Source organism: Nocardia sp. Tas62D01, assembly GCF_055232035.1.
Genome location: NZ_JBUYUZ010000001.1, coordinates 4,175,834 through 4,201,946 on the forward strand (window position 1 = coordinate 4,175,834; position 26,113 = coordinate 4,201,946).

The window sequence follows — 26,113 nt, forward strand, 5'->3', positions numbered from 1 at the left end:
CGATCGACTCAGTAGCGCGGGCCCCAGGCGCCGGCCAGTGGGTCGAGTGCCGCGGCGGTGTGCAGGACGCCGGCGAGGACATCGGTCATGGGACGACGGGAGATGGTCGCGAAACCCGCGGCCTCCAGCTCGACCCGGGCCGCGTGGTCGCGGACGAGGTCGACGCAGGTGTCCACCAGCTGGGGATACGGGACGGCGGCGATGCCGCCGCCCAGCTCGTCGTCGTCGTCCTGGTGGCCGACCTCGGCGACGACCGCCTTGCGGTTGCACAGCAGGTACCCGACGCGCACGGTTTCCAGCACCCGGTATTCGCTGCGCGAGTGCAGGTTCAGTACTACCTTGGCGCGGGCGATGGTCTGATCCAGTGCACTGCCGTGGATACCGCCGCTGATATGGACAGTTCGCAGGCCCGCCCGGCGCAGCGCGGAGAGGATCACGAGCCGGCGCGTGGAGCCGGTGCCGTAGAACAACACGTCGATATCCTGCTCGGGCACCGAGGGGACACGCTGCAGGCGCGGATGGTAGCCGATGGGTACGTAATGCGCCTGCACTCCCCGCGCGCGCAGTTGCTCGACATTGAGCCGCGAATAGTCCCACACGACATTGGCCCGCAGCACATCCAACGGCACATGGCCCACTTGCAGAGTATTTCCGCACACCGGCTCCAGCTGATAGACGACCGATCTATCGGGGAACCGCTGCGGCGCGATGTAGTGCCCGAACACCACGTCGATGTGCTCGGGAGCGTGCCCGCCGGCGTTCACCGTGGTGTGGCCGAGATCGCGCAGGGCAGCGTCGACGCCGATCATCACGTCGTCGAAGGCCGGCGTGACCAGGTCCGGATCCGACAGTGTGACATTGAATTGCATGGTCACCGCCTACAGTGTGTAGAAGCCGTCGCCCCACAGGGTGTGCAGGCGCTGGAAATAGTCGTCGTACTGTTTGGCGACCGCCTCGGTGGAGAACTTGGCCACCGCGTAGTCGCGGATCCCCTGGTAGTCGAGCTTGCCGACCGCCTCGGCGGCATCGCAGAACTCGCGCAGCGTGTGGCAGCGGAAGCCCTGCACGCCCTGCTGCACCGTCTCGCTGAACGCGCCCCAGTCCGTGGTGATCACGGGCGTCCCGCACAGCATGGCCTCGACGTGTACGCCGCCGAACGGCTCCAGATAGAGCGACGGCGTGAATACCGCTCGGGCCCGGCTCATCAGTTCACCGCGCCGCTGTACGTCCACGACTCCGGCGTATTCGCCGTAATCCGGCGGGCGGCCGGCGCCGGCGACGATCAGCTTCGCGCCCAGGCGCTTGCAGGTGTCGACGGCGATCTGAAAGCCCTTGGCCTCGATCAGGCGGCCGATGAACAGGAAGTAATCGTCCTTCTCGGCGGAGAACGGAAAATCCTCGACCTCGAAGTAGTTCGGGATCACCGCGTCGTAGAACTGGCCTTGGTCGGACATGACACCCGCGACCGTGGTGCGCGCGCCGTGCACCGCATGCATCCAGGCGTAGCTTTCGAACACCCGGTGCTTGGCGAATACGCCGCTGTAGCCGACGCCGTACTCGACCGTCTGCAGTTCGGGGAAGGCATCGCCCAGTGACTTCTGGCCGGATCCGCCGATGGCGCAGATGAAGTCGCGCGGTTGCTTGCGCTTGGAGATCTCGGCGATGGTGCGGGCGTTGGTGATGAGCCAGTGCGGGTCCTGCTGGTTCCAGCTGAACCAGTCGAATCCGTCGGCGAGTGTCTTCTCGCCGAACCATGCTTGCCGATCCTCCTCGGTGACGACGGTGATCAACTCGGTGCAGGCGGCCTCGTTCTCCTGCGAGGCGTACAGGAACACCTCGTGGCCCAGGCTCATCATCATGTCGCAGAACTTGCGCACCTTCTGCGTGTACGCGCACGACGAGTAGTACTTGGTGGTCTGCGTGTGGGGCAGCGCAGCGACGTGGAATCTCATCGGCTCACTTGTGCTCGTCGGTAGTGGGTCCGGGTGCGGGGGGTGATCACTGGCCGCCACCGTGACCGGGGGGTGGCCGACCGGGCGGATCGGCCTGGCCGGTACCCAGGGTGTCGTGCGCGACCAGCGCGGACTGGCGGTCCAGCATCGGGCCGGCCGGCAGCAGGCTCACGATTTGCCAGGGCGCCAGTTTAGGGGCGGACAGGCCGAGCATGGTGGCCGTGGCGGTATCGGGGATGCCGAACCGCACTCCGGTGTCGGTGACATAGAACAGCACCTCCCGCCGCGCGCTGTCCGGATCGATGCCGGTCACCTGCACGTATTCACCGGTCGACGGTGGTACGTAGGCGTCGGCGAGCTGACCCCGCCCGCCGTCGACCAGCGTGACCGGATGCATGTTCTCGGCCAGGGGCACCTGCTTGCCCACCAGCAGTCCCAGCCGCGCGGCCGGGTCGCGCTGACCGCGCGACCAGTGCGCACAGGCCACCGGCTGGTCGTCGCCGGACACAATGCGCGGCTGTTGCGCCGGAAACTGGTCCACCGCAAGCTCATCGACCACCGGCACACCGGCGAGCGCGTCCGGCGGGACCCGCACGATGTCGGTCAGTCCCATGGAGCCGGCGGTGCGCACGACCTGCGCCGCGAACGGCGAGAGGTGCTGCACGCCGTTCGGCAGCGCCACGTACAGCGTGGTGCCGCCGACCTTGTCGACCTGGATCACCGCACCGGCGGTGACGTTCGCCGACCGCACCGGGCTCGGCGCCCCCGCGCCCGGGATCGCCGGGGCGGTGAGGTCCGGCGCTACCACCGTGGCGTTGAGCAGCCCGTCGCTGATCGGCCGCGGTCGCAGCCCCTGCAGTCCCAGGGTGGCCACGATCGCGGTGTTACCCATGTCGATGCGGGCGTGCTTGCCGTCGTAGACGAGATAGGTTGACTGGCCCTGGGATACGAGCAGCGCCTCGTCGGCGGCCACCTCGCGCGCCAGCGGGCCCAGTTGCGGCGGGCCGGACAGAACCGTGGACTTCACTCCGGTGGTGACGTCGTCACACAGGGTCCAGTCGGACCGGTCGCGGTCGGCCGGGCCGGGCAGCGCCGCCGGCACACCGGGGATACCGAGCAGCGGCCCGCGCGGCAGTGCCGCCAGCTTGCTGTCCTTCACCGAGGTCGGCGACTCACTGCTGCCGGTGATCAGGCGGGCCGAGGCCAGATTCAGCACCGGGTGCAGGGTGGTCCCCACCATGGCGTACATCGCGCCGCTGTCCGAACCCATGATGATCTTGGATTGGCCGACCTGGCCCTGCGGATGCAGGAATGCCAGCACCGCGCAGCCGCCCGTGGCCAGCACCGCCAGCACCAGACCGGTTATCAGGGAACGGAATTGGATGCGCATGGGATCGTGCAGCATGCGCACATCACGGCGCACCAGCGCGTGCTCGAAACGCTGCAACAGGAATCGATAGCCATTGACCTGCGCCCGAGTGGTCAGCTGTGCCGGCACTGCAAACTCCTCCACCATGCCCGCGGTCACCCGAAACTGGCGGACGTATGAGAGGCTACCGTAATGCGGGGGTGAATGCTGATGGGAGACATGCCGAATGGCTGATACTGCCGCCGCGTCCGAGCAGACCGAATCGGTGACGACGGGCCGGGAGACAATCACACACTCGGCCCGAGAGCTATCCGAGGGGCCGCCGCCATTGACATCGGATAAGCCCGGTGTCTTTCATCGTCTCCCGCTGCCGGTGATTCTGCCCGCGGCCACCCTCGGGGCAGGGGTGGGTACCGCGGTGATCGCATTCCACGGGCCGCTGGTGGCCGCACTCGGCGCGGGGGCCGTCGTGGCCGCATTTGGAGCCCTGCGAGTGCATGAAAGAAATGTTTGGCGAATTCTCGGAATGCGCCTGGCACTGCGGTGGCGGAAAAGGCGCCACGCCGGTATTGCGCCGAGCGCGGAACCGTTCGATGTGCCGGTCCCGGAAACCGGCGGCGACATATACGGAATGCGCTGGGACGGCCGGTGCCTGATCACCATGCTGCGGGTGGAGCCGAGGGGGGTGGCGCCGACGCTGATGTCCCCGACGGTGATCCGCACCGCCGACGAGGTCCCGCTGGACGAGGTGGCGCGCTGCCTGTCCCAGTTCGATATCCGGCTGGCCGCCATCGACGTTGTCGCGCTCGGGGTCCGCGTCCGCGGCAACCACGAGGCGGTGCGGATATACGAGCAGATACTGGGATCGCTGCCGGCGACGGCGACGCGCACCGTGTGGCTGGTGCTGCGCTTCGATCCGCTGGACAACGCCGAGGCGATCGGCAATCGCGGCGGCGGCACCGAGGGCACCGTCCGCACCGCGGTGGTTGCCACCCGCCGGGTTGTCAACCGGCTGGCCCGGCACGGTGTGCGGGTGCGGGTGCTGAGCGCCGCCGGGCTGACCGCCGCGGAATCGGCCGCCCGGCACGACACCGATCCGGGGCAGTGGCGCGAGGACTGGCATGCGCTGCGTTGCAACGAAATCGAGCTCGCCGGGTATGCGATCCGGCCGGATCGGCTGAATTCCGATGTGCTGGCGGGGATCTGGGCGGTGTCCGGACTGTCGACCATGGTGCGGCTGCGGGTGTGCCCGGCGGAGGGGGCCGATGCCCGCCGCGAGTCCGGCGGGCGGGTCGCGGTCACCGCGCTGGTGCGGCACGACGTCGCCGGCTCGGTCACCGGCGAGGTACGCACTGCGCTGTCCGAACTGGGTCTGCGGTCGCTCACCGGGGTGCAGCGACAGGTGCTGCTGGAAGGCGAGGAGCATGCGGCCGCCGCCTACGGCGTGCCCGCGGCCCTGACCCGGTTGACCGTGCCGTCCGGCGGATGCGGGCAGGTGATCGGCGCGACTGCCGACGGGTTCGGTGTGGCGGTGCCGATGTTCGGACCGGCGGTGCGGCGCGTGGAGATCGTGGGCAGCTTGCGGCTGGTGCAGCAGACGACACTGCGGGCGATGGCGGTGGGCGCCCGGGTGATCGTGCACAGCGCCCGGCCGCAGGACTGGGCGCACCTGGCCGCGCAGATCGACGCGCCGGAGGCGCTGTCGGTGTCGCGGCCCGGCGTCGGCGCGCAGCACACCGCGGCGGCGACATTGATCGTCTACGACGGCGTCGCCTCCGCCGGCCAGGTATCGGAGGCGACCGTGGTGCACGTGCGCGCCCCGGATGAGGAGGTGTCCATGGCGACCCTCGACGCCGACGTCGTCCTCATCGAGTCGGCCCAGCGTGACGAGGTGCGCATCCGCACCGCGGCCGGGGAACTCACTGTGCGGATGGTGTCGATCCCGGAGGAGCTCCGGTATCTGTCCGCCGTGGATCCGAGCGAGGTGGAGACCTTGCAGCCGGCGTGAGTGCAGCCGGTATGAGCACACGTTCGTGCAGGCCCGGCGCCGGGTGGCGACGGGCCTGCACGGAGTCCGGGCGGGTTACCAGGTGAAGTCGTCGGCGACCTTGGTGTCGGTCGACCTCGCCCGAGTCAGCGCGTCCGTCACGTTCTGGGTTCCCTTGGTCAGGATGTCGAGCAGGCCCTGCATGTCGGACATCAGAGTTTTGTGCTTCGCCTGGAAGGCGGCCGAGGCGCCGGTGTCCGTGCCGGAGTCCCAGCCTTGGCTCAGCAGATTGTTCGCCGCATCCTGGGCGTTTTGCATCTCCGTGGTCAACGTTTTGTTGTAAGTGGTGAGATCGCTGACCAGGTTATTGACGGTGCTGTCGTCGTATTTCAATGTGCCGCTCATGAAGAATCCGTTCTCGAGTCCTTGTATTGCTGGTTTGGGTGTTTGTCGTCGGCGGGCGCAGGAACTAGCTGTAGGTGGCGGCCAGCGACGTGAATCCCGACGTGCTTTCGTCGTCGGATGTGGAAACGCTCTTCTCGCCTGTATTCAGTGCATCGACGACCGCGGTCAGATCCTGGTTCACTTTGGTGATCTGATCCTCCAGTTGTGTGGTGAAGGAGGCGAACGCGGTGTAAGCGGTACCCTCCCAGCCCGACTTTGCGGCTTCTGCCGAGGACCGCAGCTGATCCACGGTCTTGTTGATGGGGTCGATGACAGCGGCATAGGCATTCGCAAACTTCTGGAACGTCGCGAAATCAAGATACTGGGTAGCCATGGGAAATCCCTTCGAGTATTGGATGGGTCGGTGTCGGCGGAGGCATGGATCCGGACGGTTCGGACATTGGGGAGCTGCCGGTCGATCCCGGCATCGAAATCACACACGAGCTACGGCATCCACCTGCCTTCCGGCAGCGACTCGATCAGCGCGGCGATCACCTGTGCCGTCCGATGGTCGCTGCCCGGTGCGAGCGTGGTCCAGGTCTGGCCGTCGGCGGTGACGCTGCCGCCGCCGATGATGCGCCCGGCTGCCGTGTCATAGACGGCGGCCGCGGCCGGGGACCGGACGGCGAGGCCGTCGCGGTGGCTGTAGCAGACGATCTCGGCGGTCGAATACCGTTGGCGCAGCGCCAGTCCGAGGGAGACGGCGTCGGTCTCCGGCATGCCCAGGCCATGGGCAGCGCCCGCGTAGTCGGCGCCTACGGCGTCGAGGCGCCGCTGCAGGTCGGTGGTCGGGGCGCTGAACGCCGGGATATCGGCGGGCGGGCATGACCCGAGCACGGCCAGCAGCGGGCGGGCCAGCGTCATCGGATCCTCGTCGGCCCACACCGTCCGTACATCCAGCTCGTCACCGGTGCGGACCGCGACGGCATGCTCGAGCCCCCGACGGACCAGGCAGAACCGAATCAGCGTGTCGTGTTCATGGGGCATGCCCGAGGGTCCTGCGTGGTTACGCTCCGCTGCCGCCGCAGTGTCCGATAGCGGCGCTTCCGAGGGCTCTACGCGGTTACGCAAGCTGCCTCCTCCGAGCCCGCCGGGCGCGCCGCGGCCTGACTCGGGCATGCCGGGACGACGGATTCGCGCGATCAGTTGACGTTCGGGGCGGGCGAGCGCGAACAGCGCGGTGATCAGGTCGTCGTCGCGGACGTCGCCGTCGGGATCCAGCACGCCGCGGTCGCGCAGGCCGGCCGCGGCGGCGGCGCGGGCCGCAGCGAGCTGCCCGTGGTCGGTGTGCCGGGGACGCACCGCCAGCGCGGTCGGCAGCGTCTGGACGCCGAGTGCGGCCGCGACGGCCAGTACGCCGTCGGTGGTGAGGGTGGTCATGACGACTCCGGTTCCGGCGTGGCAGGGGCCATGACCTGTGCCGCGGCAGCTGGTGCCGTCCCACCCAATACCGCAGGGGCGGTGGCGAATCCGGCATTGACCATGATCGTCTCGGCCGTAGCGCCGGCGTCGGCGGGGACCGCGCGGGGCGCCAGTGCGGGTGCGGGTGCGGCGATCGCCGAGGCCGGCACCACCATCGGTGGCGCGGCGGTGGCGGGCTGTGGCTGCACCACCTGCGCAGGCGCGGGCATGGGACCGGCGGGTACGGTGCCGGGCAGCGGCAGCGCGGGCATAGCCAGTGCCTCGCCGCCGACCGGGACCGTCGGGACCATCGGGGCCGGTTGCAGCGCGGACAGATCGAGCTGCGGGAGATCGGGCATCGCATGCTGCAGCTGCGGGGTGCTCTGTGTGGCCCCGGACGACGGCGCGTCCGCCGGCGTGCTAGGCGACTGTTCGGCAACGAAATTCGCGCCGGCGGACACCTCGGGAGCGTGATCCTGCTGCCATGGGTGGGCCAGCCGCTCGCTGGCGGACTCGTACGCCTGCATCACCCGTGCAGCTTGCTGCCGGATATCGTCGAGCTCCTGCTCGGCGATATCCAGCAGGCCGGCCAGGGGGGCGCCGAGCAGGCTGTTTCGCATCAAATCCTCTGCCGCGCGGGCGGTCTCGGCGACCTCCACGAGATGGGGGAGAGTGGTGCGGGCGATCTCATAGGCGGCCGCCTGCCGGGTCGCGATCGCGGCGTTGGCATGGGCCGAGGCGGTGATCCGATCCAGCCACTCGGTCAGCCCGGCAAGCTGATTCAGGCCGTCCGCGCTGGTTGAGGACCCCCATGCGTCGCCGAGCACGGACAGGATGGCACGGTATTCCGTTGCGGCCTCGCTCAATTCGGCGGCCAGTCCGGAGTAGGCGAGCCCGGCCCCGGCCATCGGCGCCGCCCCCGGGCCGGTGGTCACCTCCTGTACCAGCTGTTCGGGCGGGACGGCCTCCCACACTGTGCCGGTGAACCCGGGCTTCGGTGGTTCCACCATCGTCTCGGTCCTCGTCTCGTTCTCACCGCGGAGGGGTCACCCGCGGTGTCACAGCAGGGCGCGGGTCACAGCAGGGCGTGGAATGCGTCGACGGCCTGATCGTCGGTGTCGCCGAACGAGTCGGAGTGCGAGCGCAGATTGGCGGCGATCTTGCGCAGCTCGAGCACGCCCGTGCGATACGACTGCTGGAACGAGTCGCCGACCCGATCGAAGGTCTGCCCGGTGTGCACTGACACCGGGTCGAGGGCGGCGGCCGCCGGGCTGAGCGAGATCTGCGTGTCGCGCAGACTGCCCTCCAGCTGGTCGGCCAGCGTGTCCAGCCGACCGGCGGCCTGCCGTGCCAATTCGTGGTCGAAGGCGGTCTTGTTCACGGGAAACTCCTTGTGAGAGTGTGAATATCGGGAGGCGGGTCGCCTACAGACTGAACGGGGTATCCGGGCTGGTTGGGCTGGTTGGGATCGCGCCGATCACCGGCGCGGCGATATCGTCGGGGTCGTCGCCGATCAGTTCGTCGGTGTGGCGGGCGTTCACCAGCGCCTCGGGTGTGCTGGTGGAGGCGCTCGCCCGGAAGGCCGACAGCGCACCGCCACCCGGAACCATCGGCGGTATCGCGGCGCTCTCGGACACCGCCGAGGCAGAGGCGATGGTTTCACCCGTGGGTTCTGCTGCCGCGGCCTCCGTGAGGTTGTCCTCTTGCCATGCCTCCATGGGTACGGACCCCGCCGCACCGGGGGCGCCGAATCCGCCGCCGGCACCGAATCCGGCGGCGGCGAGTACGGCACCGGCACCGGCACCGGCACCGGCGAGCGAGTCGAACTTGGCAGGCGCCAATATGGGAGTGGCCGTGGGCCGCTGGACCGGGCCGGCGCCGACCTGCTGCGCCGCCGACAGCAGCGGCTGTGCGACCTGAGCGACCTGCTCGGCCCCCGACATCACTTCCTGCAGTACGGATTGCGCGCTGCTGCTGGTACTGGTGGTGGATCCGCCGCTGACCTGCACCGTACCACCGGTCTGTGTCATCGTGGCCGCCTGCACGAGGAGTTGGGCCTTGGTATTGGCGGTGATCGCGGCCGCCTCGGCGGCCGCCTCCAGTGCCGCGGCCAGCAATGCTGCTTGGCCGCCCGGGGTGGCGGCCAGCGGCGCCAGGAGCGCTTCGGTGCTGACCAATTGGGCCGCCACCGCGGCCATTTCGGCCGCCCCGGTCGCCACCGTCGCCGACGCCGCGGCCAGCGTGGCGTGGATCTGTGTGGCCTGAGTGGAGACGGCCGCCGCACTGCCCTGGGCGGCGACTCCGGACGCGGTGGCGGCCTGGGTGCCGGAGCCTTGCATCGACCCCAGCAGTTGCAGGCCCTGCTGAGCCGCTTGCATGGCCGTGCTCAGCGCCTGAATCACGTTCTGCAGCAGCGACTGCGGGTTGAGGGCCCCGCCGGCGCCCAGGACGCCGGTGCCGAAACCGCCGAACATGTCGGTGATCGGCTTGATCAGGGCGGCCGGATCCAGAGCCGGCAGTGCGGGCATCCCCGGCAGTGGTGCCAGTGCGGGCGGTTGCGGCATAGCGGGTAATCCCATGGTGGCCAGCACCTGCGCGACAGGTTGGCCGACCAACGGTGCGACAGGCGTGTTCTGTAGGGCATCGAGAACCGTGGGATGCAATGGCGCCGCCAGAGTTTCGGCGGCGGGGCTCATTGTGGGACCGGTTCGGCCGCGATGAATCCGGCCGCGCTGCTCAGCTCCGTCTGCTCGTAGGCGCCCGCGGCAGTATGCGCGGCTGTCGACGTGTTGGCGTAGACGTTCGCCAGCTGGTTCACTGCGGTGAAGTGATTACTTTGGGCGTAGGCGAAACTGGCCAGGAATTCCTGGCCGATGAGTCCGAACACCGGCGCCGCCGCGGCCACACTGGCGGCCTCGTCGACAGTGCCCGCTGTTGCGACCGCGGTGGCCATGCCCGCCGTGATATCGCCGTACTGCTGAAACGTGTTGGGTTCTACTTCGAGAACGCCCATCACGTCACCTCCTAGCGCTGTTTTGCGTACTTGCTACCTCCGTGACGCCTGCTTAATGTTAACGCGCACAGCAAGTTCGGCAAGTCGGGGGCCGATCGCGGGCCAAGTGTTTACCTCCGCGTTGTATTCGGTGATCAGCTCACTGCGCGCGTTGAGAGCCTGCTGTGCGGCGGCTGTGACCACGGTGTGGGTACGAGCTCACCGGTCGATGATCGAGCGCACGCTCAACGGATCCTCACCGAGCGCCTCGTCCAGGTTCTCCTTGGAGTCCAGGGCGGAGGAGCGCTTGCGGTCCTTTTGCTGGCCCTGCGCACCGCCTCGGCCCATGCCGCCCCCCATCGGCATCATCGGGCCCTGTGCCCCGGGGGCTATCCCGGCCTGGCTCGTCGACTGTTGCTGGTCGATCGTGGAGTTGCCCGGGGTGGTGGCGCGGGGGAACAGGGCGGCTCCGCCGACGGAATCCTGCGACAGGGGGCTCGAACTGCCGGGCCCGAGGGCGCCACCGCCGCCACCGCCGGCCCCGGACAGCAGGCCGGGCAAGGGGCCGCTCGCACCCAGGAGCTTGTCGAGACTGGCGGGGCTGGGCCCACTCACGCTGTACGGCCCGGATATTCCGAACGGCCCGCTGATCAATCCGGTGACGCCGGTGGCGCCGGCCAACTCCTGCAGCAGCGTGGAGAGGGCGCTGCCTGTTGCGCCGGTGGCGCTGGTGGTTGTGGAGCCCGAGGCGGCGCTTGTTGTGGTGGTGGAGCCCGTGGCGGCGCTTGTTGTGGTGGTGGAGCCGGAGGCGGCGCTTGTTGTGGTGGTGGTGGAGCCGGAGGCGCTGGTATCGGTGGGGGATGTGACGGTGTAGCTGGTCGGGCTGGTGGCGCCTGTGGCGCCGGTGACAGTGGTGGGGGTGGCGGCAGCGGTAATGGGGGTAGTGGTAATGGGGGTAGCGGTGGTGGTGGGGGTAGCGGCAGCGGTAGTGGTGGGGGTGGCCGTGGTGGGGGTGGGGGATGTGGTAGTGGGGGTGGGGGATGTGGTGGTGGGGGATGTGGTGGTGGGAGTGGGGGATGTGGTTGTGGTAGTGGGGGATGTGGTTGTGGTGGTGGGGGATGTGGTTGTGGTGGTGGGGCCGCTGGCTCCGGTGGTGGTTGTTGTGGTGGTTGTGGTGGTGGGGCCGGAGGCGCCTGTGGTGGTGGTGGTGGTTGTTGTGGTGGTGGTGGTGGGGCCGCTGGCTCCGGTGGTGGTTGTTGTGGGGCCGCTGGCTCCGGTGGTGGTTGTTGTGGTGGCGCTGCCGCTTGCTCCGCTGGCTCCGCTGGCTCCGCTGGTGGTGGTGGTGCCGGGGTCGGAGAAGGTGGGGGTGATGGCGGCGATTTGTTGGAGGCCGGGGGGGTAGGTTTGGTTCCAGAATTGTTGGAGGGTGCCGACGTTGTGGGTGTGTCGGTTGCAGCCGCTGTAGGTGTAGTAGGTGCCGTCTCCGGTTTGTGCTGAGCCGGATTCGGTGACGGTTCCGTCTTGACCTGTTGCGTCGGTGTATTGGTATTGGGTGGGCATGTTTTTGTAGATGTCGGCGAGCAGGCTGACGAGTTCGGTGATGGTTTTGTTCATGGCGCCCATGGTTTGGCCGAGTGCGGTGGCGGCGCCGTTGGCGTAGTTGTCGACGGCGGTGGCGGCGGCGGTGGCGCCGCTGCCGGACCAGGCGCCGGAGTTGAGGGCGTTTTTGATGTTTTCGTGGAACTGGGTGGCCCAGACGTTCCAGGTTCCTTGTAGGGAGCTCCATTGTTGGGCGGTGGTTTCGAGGCCGGGGTTGTTGTCGTTGATGGATGTGCCGATGTTGAGGAAGTCGTCCAGGGTGAAGGAGGTGCCGTCTTCGGCCATGTCGGCGATGGTGGTGGCGTAGCTGTCGGCGCTGACGAGGTTGGAGCCGCTGCCGCCGAGGCTGGAGGAGCCTGAGGAGCCTGAGGCGTAGGTGCTCGACCAGTCCGGGATGCTGCCGGTGGAGCCGTTGGCGGTGATGGTGACGGGGATTGCTGTGGGGTTGAGTGAGGCGAAGGTTGCGGCGCTGGTGCCCTCGGCGGCGCTGTAGGCGGTGGCGGCGGCGACGAAGGTTTCGGCCATGTCGGTGAGGATCAGTGAGTGTTCGTAGAGGTCGTTGTAGAGGTCGGTCCATTTGCCTATGAGCAGGGCGCGGAAGCTCGAGGCGGAGTTGATGGAGTCGAGGGTGGTGTTGAAGTTGTTGGTGACGAGGGGGTTTGATGGGCTGGTGAGTGTGGCGACGGTGTTCATCATGCCTGTGACGCCGTTGAGTAGCTCTTGGCAGGCGTTGTAGCAGGCGGTTGCCACGCTGGTGTCGAAGAGCAGTTGGCCTGATTGTGCATCCGTTTTCAGGGTCGGCCACGCGGACGTGTCGCTACCCACACCTACAGGCCCAGTCACCACACACTCCTGTAACTCGTTCTACGCCACCGGCTTCCACAGATCGACTAGTCGTCGAAAACGCTCGCCCGCACGACGCCTTCCCGGGATTCGTCCTGCGCCATGCGCAACATCTCGGCGATCCCCTGATCGATGTGCCCCTGCAGCCCGGTGGCATCGATGCCGATCGCCGCCATCGGTGGGACCAGGTCGATGAGATAGCGTCCGTCGCCGGGGTGATCCTCCCAGAACATCTGCTTCATCCCCATTCCCCGCGGGCCGAACTTCGACTTGCCCTGGCGAATCTCGATAATGCCGACGGTTGCCTTCTGCGCACGCTGCCAGCGGTGACTTCGGTAATCGATATCGTCGTCGCCGTCGTCGTAGAGGTTCGAACGGCCACTCCAATGGTCCACCGTTTCCACGCCGTGGGAGCTCATCAGCTCGACGCGGCCCTGCGACCCGGCCGGCATGTCGGGCAGGCTCTCGACGAGAATGGAAGACAGCGCTTGCGCATCGCATTCGACGATGCGGTAGCGGTCGTAGGTCTCGGCACGGCTCTCACAGAGGCCATGTATCAAAACAGCACGAGAACCACATCGATTGCCCACCATGAAGTATCGGCCCGCAGGGTCGCGGATGTCATGGCTGTCCCAGCATCTGATCTGGACCCGGGCATCCGGATCACCGGCATTGATGATCGCCTCGGCCAGATCAGGGTCCCAGTTCGCCTGCAGTCTGGACCAGATCTGCGCCTGCTCGCGCAGGAAGTCGATGCGGGTGCGGACCGGACCGACATATGTGAAAGGCCAGGGCAGGTAACGGTTGAGCAGTTGCTTGCGCAGGACGATGAATTCCAGGTCGGTGATGGTCCAGGTACGGTGCATCTCAGGCGTCTGCTTCCGGTGTCACTGGAGCCGAACTCGAATCGGTATTTGTTGCGCTGGCGTTTGTCGTGGTATGGGCCACCACGTTGTCCGGTACCGCCGGTGTGGACTCGGTGGGGGCCGATGCGCGGAAGAATGCCGGTTCCGGCGATAGCGGACCGGTTGGGCCCGCGGGTCCGGCCAGCCCGACCGCTTCGGTGACGCTCGGCGGGGAGATGCCGAGAGCTCTGTCGATACCTCGCAATTGATAATCGGCGTACTGCTCCAGGCGATGAATGTTCGTGCCGACCTCCGCCGAGGCGGCGCCGAAGGCTTGCTGCAGGGTCAGTGTGCCGTTCTGGAAATCCTGGCCGAGTTGCTGCAGGCCCGCTGGCAGCTGCTGCAACAGCTGGCTGCCGAGCTGCTGCAGTGCGGGAATACCCGACCCGAGCAGCTGCATCGCCTCCGCGAACAGGGTGAGCATGTCCGTAGAGCTGCCGGAGGCGCCGGAGGCTGCGGTTGTTGTGGTTGTGGTGGTGGAGCCCGAGGCGCCGGTGTCGGTGGCGCCGGAGGCTGCGGTTGTTGTGGTGGTGGTTGTTGTGGTGGTGGCGCCGGAGGCGCCGGTGGTGGTGGGGGATGTTGTGGTTGTGGTTGTGGGAGTGGGGGATGTGGTTGTAGTGGTGGGAGATGTGGGAGATGTGGGAGATGTGGTTGTGGTGGTTGTGGCGCCGGAGGCTCCGGTGGTGGTGGGGGATGTTGTTGTGGTGGTGGGAGTGGTGGGGGATGTGGTTGTAGTGGTGGGAGTGGTGGGAGTGGTGGGGGATGTGGTTGTGGTGGGGGTGGGGGATGTGGTTGTGGTGGGGGATGTGGTTGTGGTGGTTGTGGCGCCGGAGGCTCCGGTGGTGTCGGTGGTGGTGGGGCCGCTGGCTCCGGTGGTGGTTGTTGTGGTGGTTGTGGTGGGGCCGGAGGCTCCTGTGGTTGTGGTGGTGGTTGTTGTGGTGGTGGTGGTGGGGCCGCTGGCTCCGGTGGTGGTTGTTGTGGGGCCGCTGGCTCCGGTGGTGGTTGTTGTGGTGGCGCTGCCGCTTGCTCCGCTGGCTCCGCTGGCTCCGCTGGTGGTGGTGGTGCCGGGGTCGGAGAAGGTGGGGGTGATGGCGGCGATTTGTTGGAGGCCGGGGGGGTAGGTTTGGTTCCAGAATTGTTGGAGGGTGCCGACGTTGTGGGTGTGTCGGTTGCAGCCGCTGTAGGTGTAGTAGGTGCCGTCTCCGGTTTGTGCTGAGCCGGATTCGGTGACGGTTCCGTCTTGACCTGTTGCGTCGGTGTATTGGTATTGGGTGGGCATGTTTTTGTAGATGTCGGCGAGCAGGCTGACGAGTTCGGTGATGGTTTTGTTCATGGCGCCCATGGTTTGGCCGAGTGCGGTGGCGGCGCCGTTGGCGTAGTTGTCGACGGCGGTGGCGGCGGCGGTGGCGCCGCTGCCGGACCAGGCGCCGGAGTTGAGGGCGTTTTTGATGTTTTCGTGGAACTGGGTGGCCCAGACGTTCCAGGTTCCTTGTAGGGAGCTCCATTGTTGGGCGGTGGTTTCGAGGCCGGGGTTGTTGTCGTTGATGGATGTGCCGATGTTGAGGAAGTCGTCCAGGGTGAAGGAGGTGCCGTCTTCGGCCATGTCGGCGATGGTGGTGGCGTAGCTGTCGGCGCTGACGAGGTTGGAGCCGCTGCCGCCGAGGCTGGAGGAGCCTGAGGAGCCTGAGGCGTAGGTGCTCGACCAGTCCGGGATGCTGCCGGTGGAGCCGTTGGCGGTGATGGTGACGGGGATTGCTGTGGGGTTGAGTGAGGCGAAGGTTGCGGCGCTGGTGCCCTCGGCGGCGCTGTAGGCGGTGGCGGCGGCGACGAAGGTTTCGGCCATGTCGGTGAGGATCAGTGAGTGTTCGTAGAGGTCGTTGTAGAGGTCGGTCCATTTGCCTATGAGCAGGGCGCGGAAGCTCGAGGCGGAGTTGATGGAGTCGAGGGTGGTGTTGAAGTTGTTGGTGACGAGGGGGTTTGATGGGCTGGTGAGTGTGGCGACGGTGTTCATCATGCCTGTGACGCCGTTGAGTAGCTCTTGGCAGGCGTTGTAGCAGGCGGTTGCCACGCTGGTGTCGAAGAGCAGTTGGCCTGATTGTGCATCCGTTTTCAGGGTCGGCCACGCGGACGTGTCGCTACCCACACCTACAGGCCCAGTCACCACGTACTCCCATCATGCTCGAGCCAGCTGCGTGGCTCATATTCATAGTTGTTCTCGGCACCGAGTTCGGTCTGTTCAACCGCGTCCTGAGTGGGCAGGCCCAGCAGGTCCAGGGCTCGGTCGGTCAGGCCCAGACGCGTCAACTCGGCGCGTCTGGCCAGTCCGGCACGGTTGGCTGCCAGCCGGCACAGCCGCAGTAGGTCGTCGGCAAGGTCGTCGGGGTCGCGGCGGAGCTGCCCGGGGGCGACCTGCAGATCCAGCAGCAGACCGGATTCGGTTGCCGTGACGACGATCTCGCCGCCGCGCAGGGTGGCCTCGCCGGTCGAATAGGCGGTGAATCCGCTGTCCTGCGGCGTGCCGTCGGTATCCGGCGCTCTGTGCTCGGCCGGATCCGCGCCGCCGGGATCCGCGTCGCTGCCGACATCGGCCTCGTCGCGGGGCCCCTCGTAGACGGCGGTCTCGTGGATCGCGGCTCCGGAATCCGTAGTCTCGCCAGCGGGGTACCAGGGCTGTTCAGGCACGGCGCTCGTCCTCCAGTGTCTGGCGCACCGTGGCGATGTCGGTCGCGATCAGCGCCGCGAGCCGGTGCGGATCGACGCCGACCGCGACCGGGCGGGTGGTGTCGGGGATGGCGTAGCGGCCGTCGTCGACCAGATCGCGCCAGTAGATGCGGCGGGTGGTGATACCCCGGGGGCCGAAAACCGAACTGCCCTGGGATGTCTCGATGGAACCGAGCACGCGGACAGGATAATTCAGGAAGGCGGTGCTGCGCCGCTCGAGTTCCGGATAGCTGTCGTGCACTTCGGATTGCCCGTACCAGTGGTCGATGTCGCTGCGATCCGGCGCTTTCACCATGGGGGTATCCGGTAGCCGGCCCGGGTCGCGCGCGGGCAAGGCGCCGACGACCGCGCCGGCGAGGCGTTCGGCGTCACCCATGGTGATCACGAATCCGCCGCTGTGCCACATGGATTCGCCGGGAAGCTGCTGAATCAGCACGCCCACCGAGCCTTGCTGCGCACCGAGCACCCGGACGCGGGCTTCGGAGTCCTCCGGATGCTGTGGATCCACGGCGTGCGCAACCACCCGCACGTCGGCGCGCGCCACGCGACCGAGCGCGTCGTGCAGCGAGCCGTCGTAGCGGTCCTGCAGGCCGGCCCAGGTCCGGGCGGCCGAGCGGTGGAGTTCGTCGGCGTAGTGCACCGGCAGCAGTGCGCACAGCGGCGACGGCAGACGCTCGCTGAACAGTTTGTCCCACGCTACGACCAGTTCGGCATCGGTGAGATCCCAGGTGACGGTCACGACTGCACCTCATCGGCGCTGGGTTGCGCCGCGCGCTGTGTCATCGGTCCAGTACCGGACGGACACTGCGGTCGAGTTCGCCGATCGCCTCGTCCAGGTGCTCGGTGGAGTTGAGCAGATCGGAGTGCTTTCGTTGCTTCTCCTGGTCTTTCTTTGCACCGGGGGAGCCGCCCATCGGGTAACCCGGTGCCCGCTCCTCCTCCGCCAGCCCGGCCCGGCCCGGCCCCTCCGGCCCGGACAGGCTCGAGCGCGGGAACAGTTTCGACCCCTGCTGGGGTTGCTCCGCGGCGGTCAGTGGTCTGCCGCCACCGAGCCCGCCACCGAGCCGGGAGACCATGCCCTTCTCCGCGTTCGTGAGTTCGCTGGCCAGGTTGCCGGCGGACGCCGCCTTGGCCGACGTCGGCAGGCCGCTCGACGAGTTGCCGAGCGAGTTCGTTGTCGACGGGATGCTCGGGATGCTCGGAATCGCCGACGAGGTGGTGGTGGTCGGCGAGGTGGTGGTGGTCGTCGGTGACGTAGTGGTCGTGGTGATCGGCGAGGTGGTGGTGGTCGTCGGTGACGTAGTGGTCGTGGTGATCGGCGAGGTGGTGGTGGTCGTCGGTGACGTAGTGGTCGTGGTAATCGGCGAGGTGACGCTCGGTGACGTGATGGTGGTGGTGATCGGCGAGGTGTCGTTCGGTGAGCTGCTGGTGGTGGTGATGGTCGGTGGTGAGGTGGTGGTGGTGATGATGGGTGGTGAGGTGGTGGTGGTGCCCGTGGTCTGGCCGCTGCCGCTGCCGGTGGTCGAGTAGCCGTTGTTCGAGCCGCCGTCGGTGGTCGGCGGGCGCGTCACCTGCAGCGGCTCGGGTAGCACGACCAGATTGTTGCTGGAGTCTCCGAATGAGTCCGTGTAGTTCGTGGTGAACGCGCTCTGGTAGGGCGCGGTCAGCTGGGCAATATCGGCGGCCGTGGTCTGATAGCCCGAGCCGCTGGTGGTCGGCGGGTTGGGCGTGGTCGGCATGCTGTTCTTGGTCTGCTGCAACCAGTGCGACGTATAGAGCAGGACGTCACCGATCTTGTTCATATCGCTGGTGAATTGCTGGGATGCCGTGGTGTATCGCTGAGTGGCGGAGATTGCCCGTGTCGCACCGGTTCCGGTCCACTGATTCGCCACCGCGTCGATATTGCTGCGCAGCGTCGCGAAGTTGTCGGCGAGATCGATCGCCAGCCAGTACCAGACGCCCGCGGCGTTGGCCACCGCTTGGGGGTCGATACTCTGGCCGATCGCGTACAACTGCTGCCAGGAGAAATTGCTGCCCTCCTCCGGGGTGACGTCCACCTTTTCCATCACCGTGTCCGGGTAGTTCGGCGGCGGTTGATCCGGGAGTAGCGCCTGCACAACCGGCGCACCGCTCGGCGAGGTCCCGCTCGGATCGTCGAACGATATGCTGTCGAAGCTCACCGTTGAGTCGGTTTCGCTGCCCTCGTATGCCTGTCCTGCCGCGACGAACGTGTTGCCCATATCGGTGAGGACGGTCTGATGCTGGAGCATCCGCACTTCCATCTCGATGGCGATCTTCAGCTCGAAGGCCCCCGCCAGGTCGGTGCCCGACTGCGTGGCTGCAATGGTCGGGCTCGCCTGCTGGAAGTTCGTATAGATCCAGGAATTCACGCCGACAATCGAATTCAGCACGGCCTCGACGTGCTGGGCGGACGTCTTCGCGATTCCCGGCTCCAGCGACAGCTGACCGTCGCGCGCGGCCGTACTCAGGCCCGACCAGCCGATTTTGTCGGAAATATTCGTTTGGGGTGCCACCGTCAAACTCCCACGTGCCGTTTGTGATTATCGTTCAGCGCAACTGATCTCGCATATTTGCGATGCCACTAAATGTTTCGTCCATATCGATGCGGTCGGTGGGATCGGTGGTGATCGGCGCGAACAGCGCCGTAGTCTGCTCGGCCACGTCGGCCACCGCCAGCTGTGATGCCTCGGTGATCGCGGCGGCGATCTCGTCGTAGTCGAGATCGCCGATATCGGAGGAGAATTTGATGTCGATCGTGATGCCGTCGGCATTCACCGTCACGGTGACCCGGCGGCGCTCGACGACGCCGACGCCCATCAGCTGGGTGCGTTCCTGTTGCAGACGGGTGATTTCGCCCAGCTTGGCGTGGTACTGCTCGAGTTTCGCGGTGGACTCGTCGTCGTGCATGCGCAGGAATCCTCTCAGCGATCGAATGTGCTGCGCCGGGACGGCCGATACTCCACCGCGTCCTCGAACTCGGCGCTCGCCGGGGCGGCCTGCCGCTCGCCGGGCGGGGTCAGCGGGGCCATTGGCGGCGCGGTGATTTCGTCCCGCAGCCGGGGTGCGCCGTCGAACAGATCCGGCAGCTGCGGCAGCCGGGCTCGCGCCGCCTGCAGCGGTGCGAGCAGCGCGTCGCTCTTGCGTTTCACCTCGGCCGCTGCCTGCTGCGCCGCCTCTACGGTGGCCCGAGCGATCTGACTGTAGGTGAGATCGTCGACGTCCTCGCTGAACAGGGTCTGCACGATGGAACCGGAAGCGTTGACCACCACGGTGATTCGCCCGCGTTCTACGCTCGCCGACGCGGTCAGCGCGTCACGTTGCCGACGTGCGTCACTCGCCTGCGCCATGGCGCTCTGGAAGGAATCCAGGAACTGGGTTACATCGGTGATCAACCGATCATTTGACTGGGACACGACGCCTCACCACATCTCTCGACGTACTGTCGGGGCAACGCTACCGCGTCTTGCACTGTGCCGCAAAAGATATCGCCTCGCCGATCACGCCGGTGATTGTGGCGGGCGGCGGACATCACAGGTCCGGCAGCATCACAGGTCCGGCAGCGTTGTCATGGATAGTTCGATCCCCTCGGTCTCGAGCGGGAGGCCGGTGTACTGGACCAGGTAGTCGATCACCGCGGCGGAATCCTGCTGTCCCTCGGCATCGGGCAGCAGGACCAGGAAGCGGCTCGGCTCGGGATTCTGCTCGCCGACCAGGGCAACCAGTTGGCCGGTGCGCAGCCGCAGCACCAGCAGCGGCATATCCGCATCGGACTCGGCAGTGAACGATGCCTTCACCGCCTCCTGCACCAGCGGCAGGGGCAGCTCCATCCATGCGATCGGCAGGCTGGAGCCGAGCGATGGCCACTCCTCGGGATCGGCCTGCACCAGCGCCGGGGCCGGCCACGGCCGCCGCCGCTCCATTTCGGCCAGCAACTGCCCCAGAAATAGCAGGAGCGCTACCTCGGAATGGTTTTCGGCGGCGGCCAATGCCGTCGGCGGCAGCGTCGCGGTGCTCACTGCCCGGACGAACGCCCGATGGAAATCTGCTATGGCGGGCTGGTAGCTGATCCCGTCGATCAGGTCGTCGGCGGCCTGGGAAATCATCTCGCCGCCTGCCAAATCCGGAACGTCATTCGCGGAGGCGCAGAACATTTCGAGCAGCGTCTCGTACCGTTCGTCGCCGGTGAACGAATCCTGTTCCGCGGGTTCGGGGTTCACGGGCCATCTACCTCTCGCTGCAACTCACGTGCCCGGCTGCTCCTCGGGCGGGTCCGAGGAGGGAGCGGACTGCTCGGACGTGGCTTTGGTGGCGCCGAGGCGCTTCTTGCGGTCGGATTCCGACGACTTGCCCCCGCCGGAGGAGCCCGAACTCGACGACGGCGAGTAGGGCATGTCCCCCTGCTGCATGCCGGCGCGCGGCAGCGACTGGGACAGGCCGGTCGACCGCGCGAGCTCCTCGCCCTGGAATTCCCCCTTGGCCAGCTGCTGACTGGCGAGGCTCGCGTTGGCCGCCGTGGGGATGGTGGAGGCGCCCGGCAGTCCGGAATTCGGCAGGCTGCCGGGATTCTCGGTTCCTCCGGAGTACGAGTTCAGTGTGCTGGGGAACGAGGACGGCCCGCTGCTGCCGGACGTTGACGGTCCGGTTGTGGTGTCGGTTGGGCCGGTGGCGTTAGTCGTGGTTGTGGTTGTGGTTGTGGTGCCGGTAGGGCCGCTGGCGCTCGTTGTGGTTGTGGTTGTGGTGTCGGTTGGGCCGCTGGCGCTCGTCGTGGTTGTGGTTGTGGTTTTGGTTGTGGTGCCGGTAGGGCCGCTGGCGCTCGTCGTGGTTGTGGTGCCGGTAGGGCCACTGGCGCTCGTCGTGGTTGTGGTGCCGGTAGGGCCACTGGCGCTTGTCGTGCTCGTGGTGCTGGTAGGACTGGTGGCGCCGGTGGCGCCGGAGCTGTTGGGCGTGGAGGTGGTCGTGCTCGGTTGCGTGGTTCCGTCGCTGGAACCGGTTCCGCCCGAGCTGCCGTAGGCGCCGTTGTTGGTGCTGGGCGTGCTCGAGGAAGTTCCGCTGCTACTACCGCTGCTGCCGTTGGAGCTGCCGCTGCTTCCGTTGCTGCCGTTGGAGCTGCTATTGGAGCTGCCGCTGCTGCCGCTGGAACTGCTGCTGCTGCCGCTGCTGCCGCTGGAACTGCTGCTGCTGCCGCTGGAACTGCTGCTGCTGCCGCTGGAACTGCCGCTGGAGCCGCTGCTGCCGCTGGAACTGCCGCTGCTGCCGCTGGAACTGCCGGTGCTGCCGCTGGAACTGCCGGTGCCGCCGATCGCTTCGATAAATTGCTCGCCGTACGCATCGTCGCCGTTCTGGAACGCTGCGGCCGCGTCGACGATTTCGCTGCCGTACACGCTGAATATGGACTCGAACGACGACAGTGCTCCACTGGCGCCGAGGAGGGAGTCCTTGGAGGCGAGGTATCCCGATGCGCCCTCGGAGAAGTTCTTACCCAGGTCGTCAGTGCCCCAGGGCTCGCCAAGAGCGTTCAGGCTGTTGTTCAGGTTCGAGACGAGCGACGTCAGAGTGCCCGCCAGATCCTCGAAGTTCGTACCCGCCGTGCTCAGGTCATCTACCTGAACTTCCAGCGGGTCGGACGAGTTAGGCGACGACACGGGACCTCCTGACAGCGCACCGGGAGGGCCGTTGCGCCGGAACCATCACGACAAATATGCAATAAGGGCAATGTGGAACGAGTGCAATAAGATTAGTGAATGCGAAGGGATTCCGCGACTCAGGAGCGTTATTCATAAGCCTCCGCGAAAAAGTGCAGTGCGACTATCGTTTTCAGGGCAGAGGGGAATTTGTGGACTGGCGCGCGGTAGCGGCCGCCTTCCTCGCTGAGCATGCGCCAGGTCTTCAGGTGAGCGACGGCTCGCTCCACCGCGGCCCGGATTCCGGAGAGTGCGGTATTGAACGCGGCCTGGCTCTCGTGCAGTTCGCGGCCCGGAGGTTTCTTGTAGGGCACCAGATCGATTCCGTCGACACCGACGTAACCGGAATCGGCGACAGTGTCGATCTCGGCGAGAAGGTCGGCGAGTCCGGAGGCGGCGTATGCGTGCGCGTCGTGTCGGGCGCCGTGCACGATCGTCATGCCGACCGCGACGAGCCTGCCGTCGAGGTCGGCGGCGATCTGGATGTTGAACCCCGGATACTGGGTTTTTCCGGAGAACAGGTCCGGGATCGCCGACCAGTCCCAGGTCGGGCAGATTGTGCCGTCCACCAGCACGGACCCGACTCCGATGACGTCGCGGGGGTTGGGAACGAACTCTTCGAGTACGTCAGCGATCACCGGTCGCAGCAGATCCCAGCGGCGGCTCACCGTGGACTGACTGATCCCGAAGAACGCGCCCGCGACATCCTGGACGAGGTTTCTGCGCATCAACGACACCACCAAAGCGACAGACCTGAACAAGCTCAACGCGTAAGGGCGACCGGCCGACTCGAACCCGCCGACGGTCTCGTGTACCCGGGCAGTCAGTTCCGTCAGTTGCCCATCGGTCAGCCCCGTAATAGCCTTGTACCGCAACGGCCCTCGTTCTCGCTCGTAGACTTCGTAACTCCACGAACTGAGATACATGAGGGCCGTTGCCAATTCGGCTGCGACGCGCCGACGTATCAAGCAGTGCGATCACCGTCTCACCGGCCACACAGGCCACGAGAGTTGCTATGCCACAGCCGATTGCGGGACAGGCTTATGAATAAGCCTCCAGGCCTTCTTGCCCACGGCGCCGTAGAGCGACACCCGCTTGTCATAGCTTTGCGGGTGCTCGATGCCCTCGTTGCGCCATCGGTGGATCACCTCGACGCCGGGCTCCACGAGTTCCAGCCCGTCGAAGAAGCGCGTCACTTCCGCGCGGGTCCGCGGCCGCACGGGAATCCCGCGATCCACGTAGAGTTGCAACAGGCGCTATGCCTTCGGGGTCGTTGGCGCCGTCGTCGAAATCCGTTGTGACATGCGACATCGCCAGATAAGACCCCGGCGCCAAGGGCGCCATCAAACTGTTCACGATGTCGTAGACGTCGCCGGGCACGAAATGGATCAACGCCATGAGCGACACCGCCACCGGCTGCGAGAGATCCAGCGTCGCCCGCAACTCCGGCGCGGCGAGGATGGCCGCCGGATCCGAGGCGTCGGCCTGAATGTAGGAGGTGCGACCTTCGGGCGCACTCACCAGCAGCGCCCTCGCGTGCGCGAGCACAATCGGGTCGTTGTCGACATACACGACCCGGGACTCGTGTGCCTGCTCCTGGGCGACCTGGTGAAGGTTCGGTTCGGTCGGGATGCCGGTGCCGATGTCGAGATACTGACGAATACCCTGTCCGGCGAGGTAGCGCGTGGCGTGGCGCATGAACTCGCGGTTGGTGCGGGCGGTCAGTTGGACGGACGGAAAGTCACGCAGCGCCTGCTCGGCGGCCTGGCGATCGGCATCGTAGGAGTCCTTGCCGCCGAGGAAGTAGTCGTACATCCGAGCCGGGTGCGCCACGTCGGTGTGCAGGTCGATAGGGCCGTTGGGCACGGCAAAGTCTCCTTGTGCGTTGGGATCTGTCGCCGGTCCATCGAATGCACGATCACGGTGTCGCCGTCGCGAACGAAGGCGAGTAGCTCGTCGAGCTTGGGCCGTACGCAAAATGTCAGGCTGAGTTTCAAGAACCTGCCGGACAGATGTCAAGGAATTCGTGATCGGACTCTATTCTGACGCCTTTCCGGCTGGTCGCGAGTGTGGTGTTGGGGTTACCGCAAACGGACATGCCGGTCTCTGGAGCCGTCAGCAAGACCGCGTCCCTTTAGGTTGGTCTTGGGCTTCAATCGACAACCGCTAGACTGGCGAGGATCTCGCGCCTCCTCGCCAGGTATTCCAACCCATCGACATTGCCCCCGACAGCATCTGTAAGGACGGACAATTCCGAGTACTCGCCCCTAGCTATTGTCAATTCTTGTGCCTGCAGCGTGGCTAACAGGTTGTCTGCGCACTCTTCCCACTCGCCACCGAAAATCATGGATTCGCATGCCTCCACTGCGTCAGGGCGGAGACGATCTGCCATGGCGTGAAGCAACGCAGTGGCCCTGGATTCCCATTCCGATGCGCCCCATTCTGGTGCAAGCATTTCACTCCCATCTTTTTGGCATGTCAGTTCAGCGGTTGAGGAATTCCATTGCCGTCATTCTTGCAGACGCCGGGACCACTGGTAGGCCAGGCCGTCCGGATCGTGCCGTCCGCGTTCACAATCACAACGATGTGCACCCCATCGCGGGTACCTTCGACCTTGTATCGCCCGTTGGGCTGCGGTTGTTCGGGTACGCATCGGGCGACTTCGCGACATCGATGACGCTCTGAACAATCTTGGCCTCGTCCCAACTTTTAGGGAATACCGTCTTGCTCGGCTTTCCATCTTCGTCTTTGTACATGTGCCCACCGCCGGTGCCATCACTGTAGACGACATGGGTAATTCGGTCCGGGGTGAATTTAATCTTGTCGCGGGGTGGATATTGCTGGATGCGAAAGTGCCCCTTGAAAAAGAGTTCCAACGGAATGTCATGATTCCATATCTCTTCAAGAGTGACGAAAGTGACTGTCTGTGTGAAATCCGCCTCGTCGTCCGCGTGGACATTGGGAATCTCCCACCAGAGATATGGTTTCCATCTTTATGGACCGCGACTTCCACGGGCTTGCCATTGATGTTCACAATAATGTAGCTGCCGGTCACACGGCCGTCGTCGATGCCGGTCTGGACTCCGCCGGTCAATGTTCCGGTCTGCGACCCCGGCGCGTCCGGCAGCCAGGTAACCCTGCCTGGCGACGGCTGAGTCGGTGGATCAACCAAGAGATTGGAATCGTAGTTTTTGTTCGGATCGACGGGATTGAGACTCCCATCGCTGACCGGGCCGTTCACCTGCTCAACGGGAAGCCCAGAGTGCCCGACTCGCGTCAGCGGAGAACAGGCCCGGTCGAGCGCCTGCCACGAACGCGGTCGCTCCGGCAAGCACGAGTAGTGCAAGCCGAGGGTCTGGGCGACGGCCAGGGTCGGGCGTCTGCGACGGTATCGACACACCCGATGCAGGTGCTGGTACGGGCGCCGCTGCCGGTGCGGGCGCGGGTTGTGTGGCCTCCGGTGCAGGCCGCGGTTGCTCTGCGATCGGCGGGGATACCGGTGGCGGGGCAGTCGCCGCCGGTACGGGTTGCTGTTGCAGTGGCTGAGTCGGCGCAGCCGGTTGATTACCGGGCAGTACGGGGGTCTCTGCGCCGGGGACTGGCATGATCGGTGTCCCGTTACCGGGCGCGATCGGTGGTGGGGTGAGCGCGCCCGCGCTGATCCCACCGCCGGTGCCGGATTGGCCGGGCACGGAAGGGTTCTGCGACGGCAAGGGGGCTGGGTGCAGACGGTGTGCGGGCCGCCCGGCGGCGGGGTGGGGACATCGACGCACGGCCAGCCCGGATGCATGGCCTGCCACACGGCACATAACCCTGCGCGGTCGCGGCCGGCGAGCCGGTGACGACCTCGGCACCGACGCCCAGGCCGGCCGCGGCCGCGGCCAGCACCAGCGCGGCGTGCCGCGCGAGACGGGCGCTCATCGGCGACCCCGGCGGTTCTTGGCTTGCTCGCGCAGGGTGTCGATGCCCCACCAGGTGAGCCGTCCGGCGATGGACATATATAGGAAGAACGCCAAATAAACGAGAACCGTGCCGTAGTCGTCGGCCCAGCTCGGCATCCGATTCAGATTCGCGAACGCCACGATCAACAACAACAAACCCAGCGCGAGGCCACCGAGCGCGACGATGGTCGGGTTCAACGGCTCCGGCGCGGAGTCGGCACGAGTGATGTACTCCGGCACGGATTTCGGCTCAGGTC

At 66.5% G+C, this 26,113-nt stretch carries 28 protein-coding genes and 1 pseudogene; 3 read left to right on the forward strand and 26 right to left on the reverse strand.

The annotated features are described in order from the left end of the window. Positions 1–8: 8 nt before the first annotated feature. From ACV7NQ_RS20280 to eccB, 3 genes are read right to left on the reverse strand one after another with little or no spacing between them, the layout of a single operon-like run. Positions 9–875 (reverse strand): CgeB family protein, encoded by an 867-nt coding sequence (locus tag ACV7NQ_RS20280; protein WP_463361098.1) that lies wholly within the window; start codon positions 873–875, stop codon positions 9–11. Between the two features lie 3 nt (positions 876–878). Then, the gene (locus ACV7NQ_RS20285) at positions 879–1,952 is read right to left on the reverse strand and encodes a glycosyltransferase (RefSeq protein WP_463361099.1); all 1,074 of its coding nucleotides are present in this window, start codon (positions 1,950–1,952) and stop codon (positions 879–881) included. A gap of 46 nt (positions 1,953–1,998) precedes the next feature. Next, positions 1,999–3,450 carry a type VII secretion protein EccB gene (gene eccB / locus ACV7NQ_RS20290; RefSeq protein ID WP_463361100.1) on the reverse strand — a complete coding sequence of 484 codons (1,452 nt, stop codon included), beginning with the start codon at positions 3,448–3,450 and terminating at the stop codon, positions 1,999–2,001. Between the two features lie 97 nt (positions 3,451–3,547). Here eccB and eccE point away from each other — a divergent pair, with 97 nt between their 5' ends. Further along, on the forward strand, positions 3,548–5,329 hold the full coding sequence (eccE, locus tag ACV7NQ_RS20295; RefSeq protein WP_463361101.1) for a type VII secretion protein EccE: 1,782 nt from the start codon (positions 3,548–3,550) through the stop codon (positions 5,327–5,329). A gap of 75 nt (positions 5,330–5,404) precedes the next feature. On the opposite strand, the gene ACV7NQ_RS20300 is transcribed toward eccE, so the two are convergent. The 17 genes from ACV7NQ_RS20300 to ACV7NQ_RS20380 all read right to left on the reverse strand — a co-directional run bounded on the left by ACV7NQ_RS20300 (position 5,405) and on the right by ACV7NQ_RS20380 (position 20,625). Then, a complete protein-coding gene (locus ACV7NQ_RS20300; RefSeq protein ID WP_463361102.1) occupies positions 5,405–5,713 on the reverse strand; it encodes a hypothetical protein in 309 nt (102 codons plus the stop codon). A 64-nt stretch (positions 5,714–5,777) separates the two neighbouring features. Further along, positions 5,778–6,086 carry a WXG100 family type VII secretion target gene (locus tag ACV7NQ_RS20305; RefSeq protein ID WP_463361103.1) on the reverse strand — a complete coding sequence of 103 codons (309 nt, stop codon included), beginning with the start codon at positions 6,084–6,086 and terminating at the stop codon, positions 5,778–5,780. Between the two features lie 110 nt (positions 6,087–6,196). Beyond that, positions 6,197–7,132 (reverse strand): ESX secretion-associated protein EspG, encoded by a 936-nt coding sequence (locus tag ACV7NQ_RS20310; RefSeq protein WP_463361104.1) that lies wholly within the window; start codon positions 7,130–7,132, stop codon positions 6,197–6,199. After that, the gene (locus ACV7NQ_RS20315; protein WP_463361105.1) at positions 7,129–8,163 is read right to left on the reverse strand and encodes a PPE domain-containing protein; all 1,035 of its coding nucleotides are present in this window, start codon (positions 8,161–8,163) and stop codon (positions 7,129–7,131) included. The genes ACV7NQ_RS20310 and ACV7NQ_RS20315 overlap by 4 nt, the downstream gene beginning before the upstream one ends. Before the next feature lie 65 nt (positions 8,164–8,228). Continuing rightward, entirely contained in the window at positions 8,229–8,534 is a 306-nt protein-coding gene (locus ACV7NQ_RS20320; protein ID WP_463361106.1) for a PE family protein, read from the reverse strand. Positions 8,535–8,577: 43 nt separating this feature from the next. After that, positions 8,578–9,849: a hypothetical protein gene (locus tag ACV7NQ_RS20325; RefSeq protein WP_463361107.1), complete on the reverse strand. Its 1,272-nt coding sequence runs from the start codon at positions 9,847–9,849 to the stop codon at positions 8,578–8,580. Then, complete coding sequence (locus tag ACV7NQ_RS20330; protein ID WP_463361108.1) at positions 9,846–10,166, reverse strand: type VII secretion target; 321 nt, start codon at positions 10,164–10,166, stop codon at positions 9,846–9,848. Before ACV7NQ_RS20330 ends, ACV7NQ_RS20325 begins: the two co-directional genes overlap by 4 nt. 198 nt (positions 10,167–10,364) lie before the next feature. Further along, the gene (locus ACV7NQ_RS20335; protein WP_463361109.1) at positions 10,365–12,587 is read right to left on the reverse strand and encodes a hypothetical protein; all 2,223 of its coding nucleotides are present in this window, start codon (positions 12,585–12,587) and stop codon (positions 10,365–10,367) included. Positions 12,588–12,634: 47 nt separating this feature from the next. Beyond that, a complete protein-coding gene (locus ACV7NQ_RS20340) occupies positions 12,635–13,453 on the reverse strand; it encodes an ESX secretion-associated protein EspG (RefSeq protein WP_463361110.1) in 819 nt (272 codons plus the stop codon). A gap of 1 nt (position 13,454) precedes the next feature. Further along, positions 13,455–15,653, reverse strand: a complete 2,199-nt coding sequence (locus ACV7NQ_RS20345; protein WP_463361111.1) for a hypothetical protein — start codon at positions 15,651–15,653, stop codon at positions 13,455–13,457. After that, positions 15,650–16,174 carry a hypothetical protein gene (locus ACV7NQ_RS20350; protein ID WP_463361112.1) on the reverse strand — a complete coding sequence of 175 codons (525 nt, stop codon included), beginning with the start codon at positions 16,172–16,174 and terminating at the stop codon, positions 15,650–15,652. The genes ACV7NQ_RS20345 and ACV7NQ_RS20350 overlap by 4 nt, the downstream gene beginning before the upstream one ends. Further along, complete coding sequence (locus tag ACV7NQ_RS20355; RefSeq protein ID WP_463361113.1) at positions 16,167–16,952, reverse strand: ESX secretion-associated protein EspG; 786 nt, start codon at positions 16,950–16,952, stop codon at positions 16,167–16,169. The genes ACV7NQ_RS20350 and ACV7NQ_RS20355 overlap by 8 nt, the downstream gene beginning before the upstream one ends. 40 nt (positions 16,953–16,992) lie before the next feature. Continuing rightward, complete coding sequence (locus ACV7NQ_RS20360; protein WP_463361114.1) at positions 16,993–18,747, reverse strand: WXG100 family type VII secretion target; 1,755 nt, start codon at positions 18,745–18,747, stop codon at positions 16,993–16,995. 34 nt (positions 18,748–18,781) lie between these two features. Continuing rightward, positions 18,782–19,141, reverse strand: coding sequence for a YbaB/EbfC family nucleoid-associated protein (locus tag ACV7NQ_RS20365; protein WP_463361115.1), 360 nt, complete (start codon positions 19,139–19,141; stop codon positions 18,782–18,784). A 14-nt stretch (positions 19,142–19,155) separates the two neighbouring features. Then, the gene (locus ACV7NQ_RS20370; protein WP_463361116.1) at positions 19,156–19,626 is read right to left on the reverse strand and encodes a YbaB/EbfC family nucleoid-associated protein; all 471 of its coding nucleotides are present in this window, start codon (positions 19,624–19,626) and stop codon (positions 19,156–19,158) included. Positions 19,627–19,779: 153 nt separating this feature from the next. Continuing rightward, positions 19,780–20,451, reverse strand: a complete 672-nt coding sequence (locus ACV7NQ_RS20375; RefSeq protein WP_463361117.1) for a hypothetical protein — start codon at positions 20,449–20,451, stop codon at positions 19,780–19,782. Positions 20,452–20,475: 24 nt separating this feature from the next. Next, positions 20,476–20,625: a hypothetical protein gene (locus ACV7NQ_RS20380; RefSeq protein ID WP_463361118.1), complete on the reverse strand. Its 150-nt coding sequence runs from the start codon at positions 20,623–20,625 to the stop codon at positions 20,476–20,478. Between the two features lie 112 nt (positions 20,626–20,737). Here ACV7NQ_RS20380 and ACV7NQ_RS20385 point away from each other — a divergent pair, with 112 nt between their 5' ends. After that, positions 20,738–21,244, forward strand: coding sequence for a hypothetical protein (locus ACV7NQ_RS20385; protein ID WP_463361119.1), 507 nt, complete (start codon positions 20,738–20,740; stop codon positions 21,242–21,244). 60 nt (positions 21,245–21,304) lie between these two features. Next, the gene (locus tag ACV7NQ_RS20390) at positions 21,305–21,841 is read left to right on the forward strand and encodes a hypothetical protein (RefSeq protein WP_463361120.1); all 537 of its coding nucleotides are present in this window, start codon (positions 21,305–21,307) and stop codon (positions 21,839–21,841) included. 163 nt (positions 21,842–22,004) lie between these two features. Here the strand turns inward: ACV7NQ_RS20390 and ACV7NQ_RS20395 are convergent, their stop codons facing one another. The 6 genes and pseudogenes from ACV7NQ_RS20395 to ACV7NQ_RS20420 all read right to left on the reverse strand — a co-directional run bounded on the left by ACV7NQ_RS20395 (position 22,005) and on the right by ACV7NQ_RS20420 (position 26,096). Further along, a complete protein-coding gene (locus tag ACV7NQ_RS20395) occupies positions 22,005–22,841 on the reverse strand; it encodes a transposase family protein (RefSeq protein ID WP_463358528.1) in 837 nt (278 codons plus the stop codon). 87 nt (positions 22,842–22,928) lie between these two features. Further along, a complete protein-coding gene (locus tag ACV7NQ_RS20400; protein ID WP_463361121.1) occupies positions 22,929–23,153 on the reverse strand; it encodes an SAM-dependent methyltransferase in 225 nt (74 codons plus the stop codon). Between the two features lie 100 nt (positions 23,154–23,253). After that, a pseudogene (locus ACV7NQ_RS20405) lies at positions 23,254–23,730 on the reverse strand (SAM-dependent methyltransferase); the annotation flags it as partial. Positions 23,731–24,491: 761 nt separating this feature from the next. Further along, positions 24,492–24,791 carry an EndoU domain-containing protein gene (locus tag ACV7NQ_RS20410; protein ID WP_463361122.1) on the reverse strand — a complete coding sequence of 100 codons (300 nt, stop codon included), beginning with the start codon at positions 24,789–24,791 and terminating at the stop codon, positions 24,492–24,494. Positions 24,792–25,533: 742 nt separating this feature from the next. Then, positions 25,534–25,836, reverse strand: coding sequence for a hypothetical protein (locus ACV7NQ_RS20415; protein ID WP_463361123.1), 303 nt, complete (start codon positions 25,834–25,836; stop codon positions 25,534–25,536). Further along, on the reverse strand, positions 25,833–26,096 hold the full coding sequence (locus ACV7NQ_RS20420) for a hypothetical protein (protein ID WP_463361124.1): 264 nt from the start codon (positions 26,094–26,096) through the stop codon (positions 25,833–25,835). Before ACV7NQ_RS20420 ends, ACV7NQ_RS20415 begins: the two co-directional genes overlap by 4 nt. Positions 26,097–26,113 lie beyond the last annotated feature (17 nt).

Coding starts and splice junctions, on each gene's coding strand:
- ACV7NQ_RS20300 (WP_463361102.1), bottom strand. CDS start 5,713: ATGAGCGGCACATTGAAATACGACGACAGCACCGTCAATAACCTGGTC.
- ACV7NQ_RS20380 (WP_463361118.1), bottom strand. CDS start 20,625: ATGCCCTACTCGCCGTCGTCGAGTTCGGGCTCCTCCGGCGGGGGCAAG.
- ACV7NQ_RS20285 (WP_463361099.1), bottom strand. CDS start 1,952: ATGAGATTCCACGTCGCTGCGCTGCCCCACACGCAGACCACCAAGTAC.
- ACV7NQ_RS20415 (WP_463361123.1), bottom strand. CDS start 25,836: ATGAGCGCCCGTCTCGCGCGGCACGCCGCGCTGGTGCTGGCCGCGGCC.
- ACV7NQ_RS20325 (WP_463361107.1), bottom strand. CDS start 9,849: ATGAGCCCCGCCGCCGAAACTCTGGCGGCGCCATTGCATCCCACGGTT.
- ACV7NQ_RS20340 (WP_463361110.1), bottom strand. CDS start 13,453: ATGCACCGTACCTGGACCATCACCGACCTGGAATTCATCGTCCTGCGC.
- ACV7NQ_RS20305 (WP_463361103.1), bottom strand. CDS start 6,086: ATGGCTACCCAGTATCTTGATTTCGCGACGTTCCAGAAGTTTGCGAAT.
- ACV7NQ_RS20365 (WP_463361115.1), bottom strand. CDS start 19,141: ATGCACGACGACGAGTCCACCGCGAAACTCGAGCAGTACCACGCCAAG.
- ACV7NQ_RS20310 (WP_463361104.1), bottom strand. CDS start 7,132: ATGACCACCCTCACCACCGACGGCGTACTGGCCGTCGCGGCCGCACTC.
- eccE (WP_463361101.1), top strand. CDS start 3,548: ATGGCTGATACTGCCGCCGCGTCCGAGCAGACCGAATCGGTGACGACG.
- ACV7NQ_RS20315 (WP_463361105.1), bottom strand. CDS start 8,163: ATGGTGGAACCACCGAAGCCCGGGTTCACCGGCACAGTGTGGGAGGCC.
- ACV7NQ_RS20395 (WP_463358528.1), bottom strand. CDS start 22,841: ATGTATCTCAGTTCGTGGAGTTACGAAGTCTACGAGCGAGAACGAGGG.
- ACV7NQ_RS20330 (WP_463361108.1), bottom strand. CDS start 10,166: ATGGGCGTTCTCGAAGTAGAACCCAACACGTTTCAGCAGTACGGCGAT.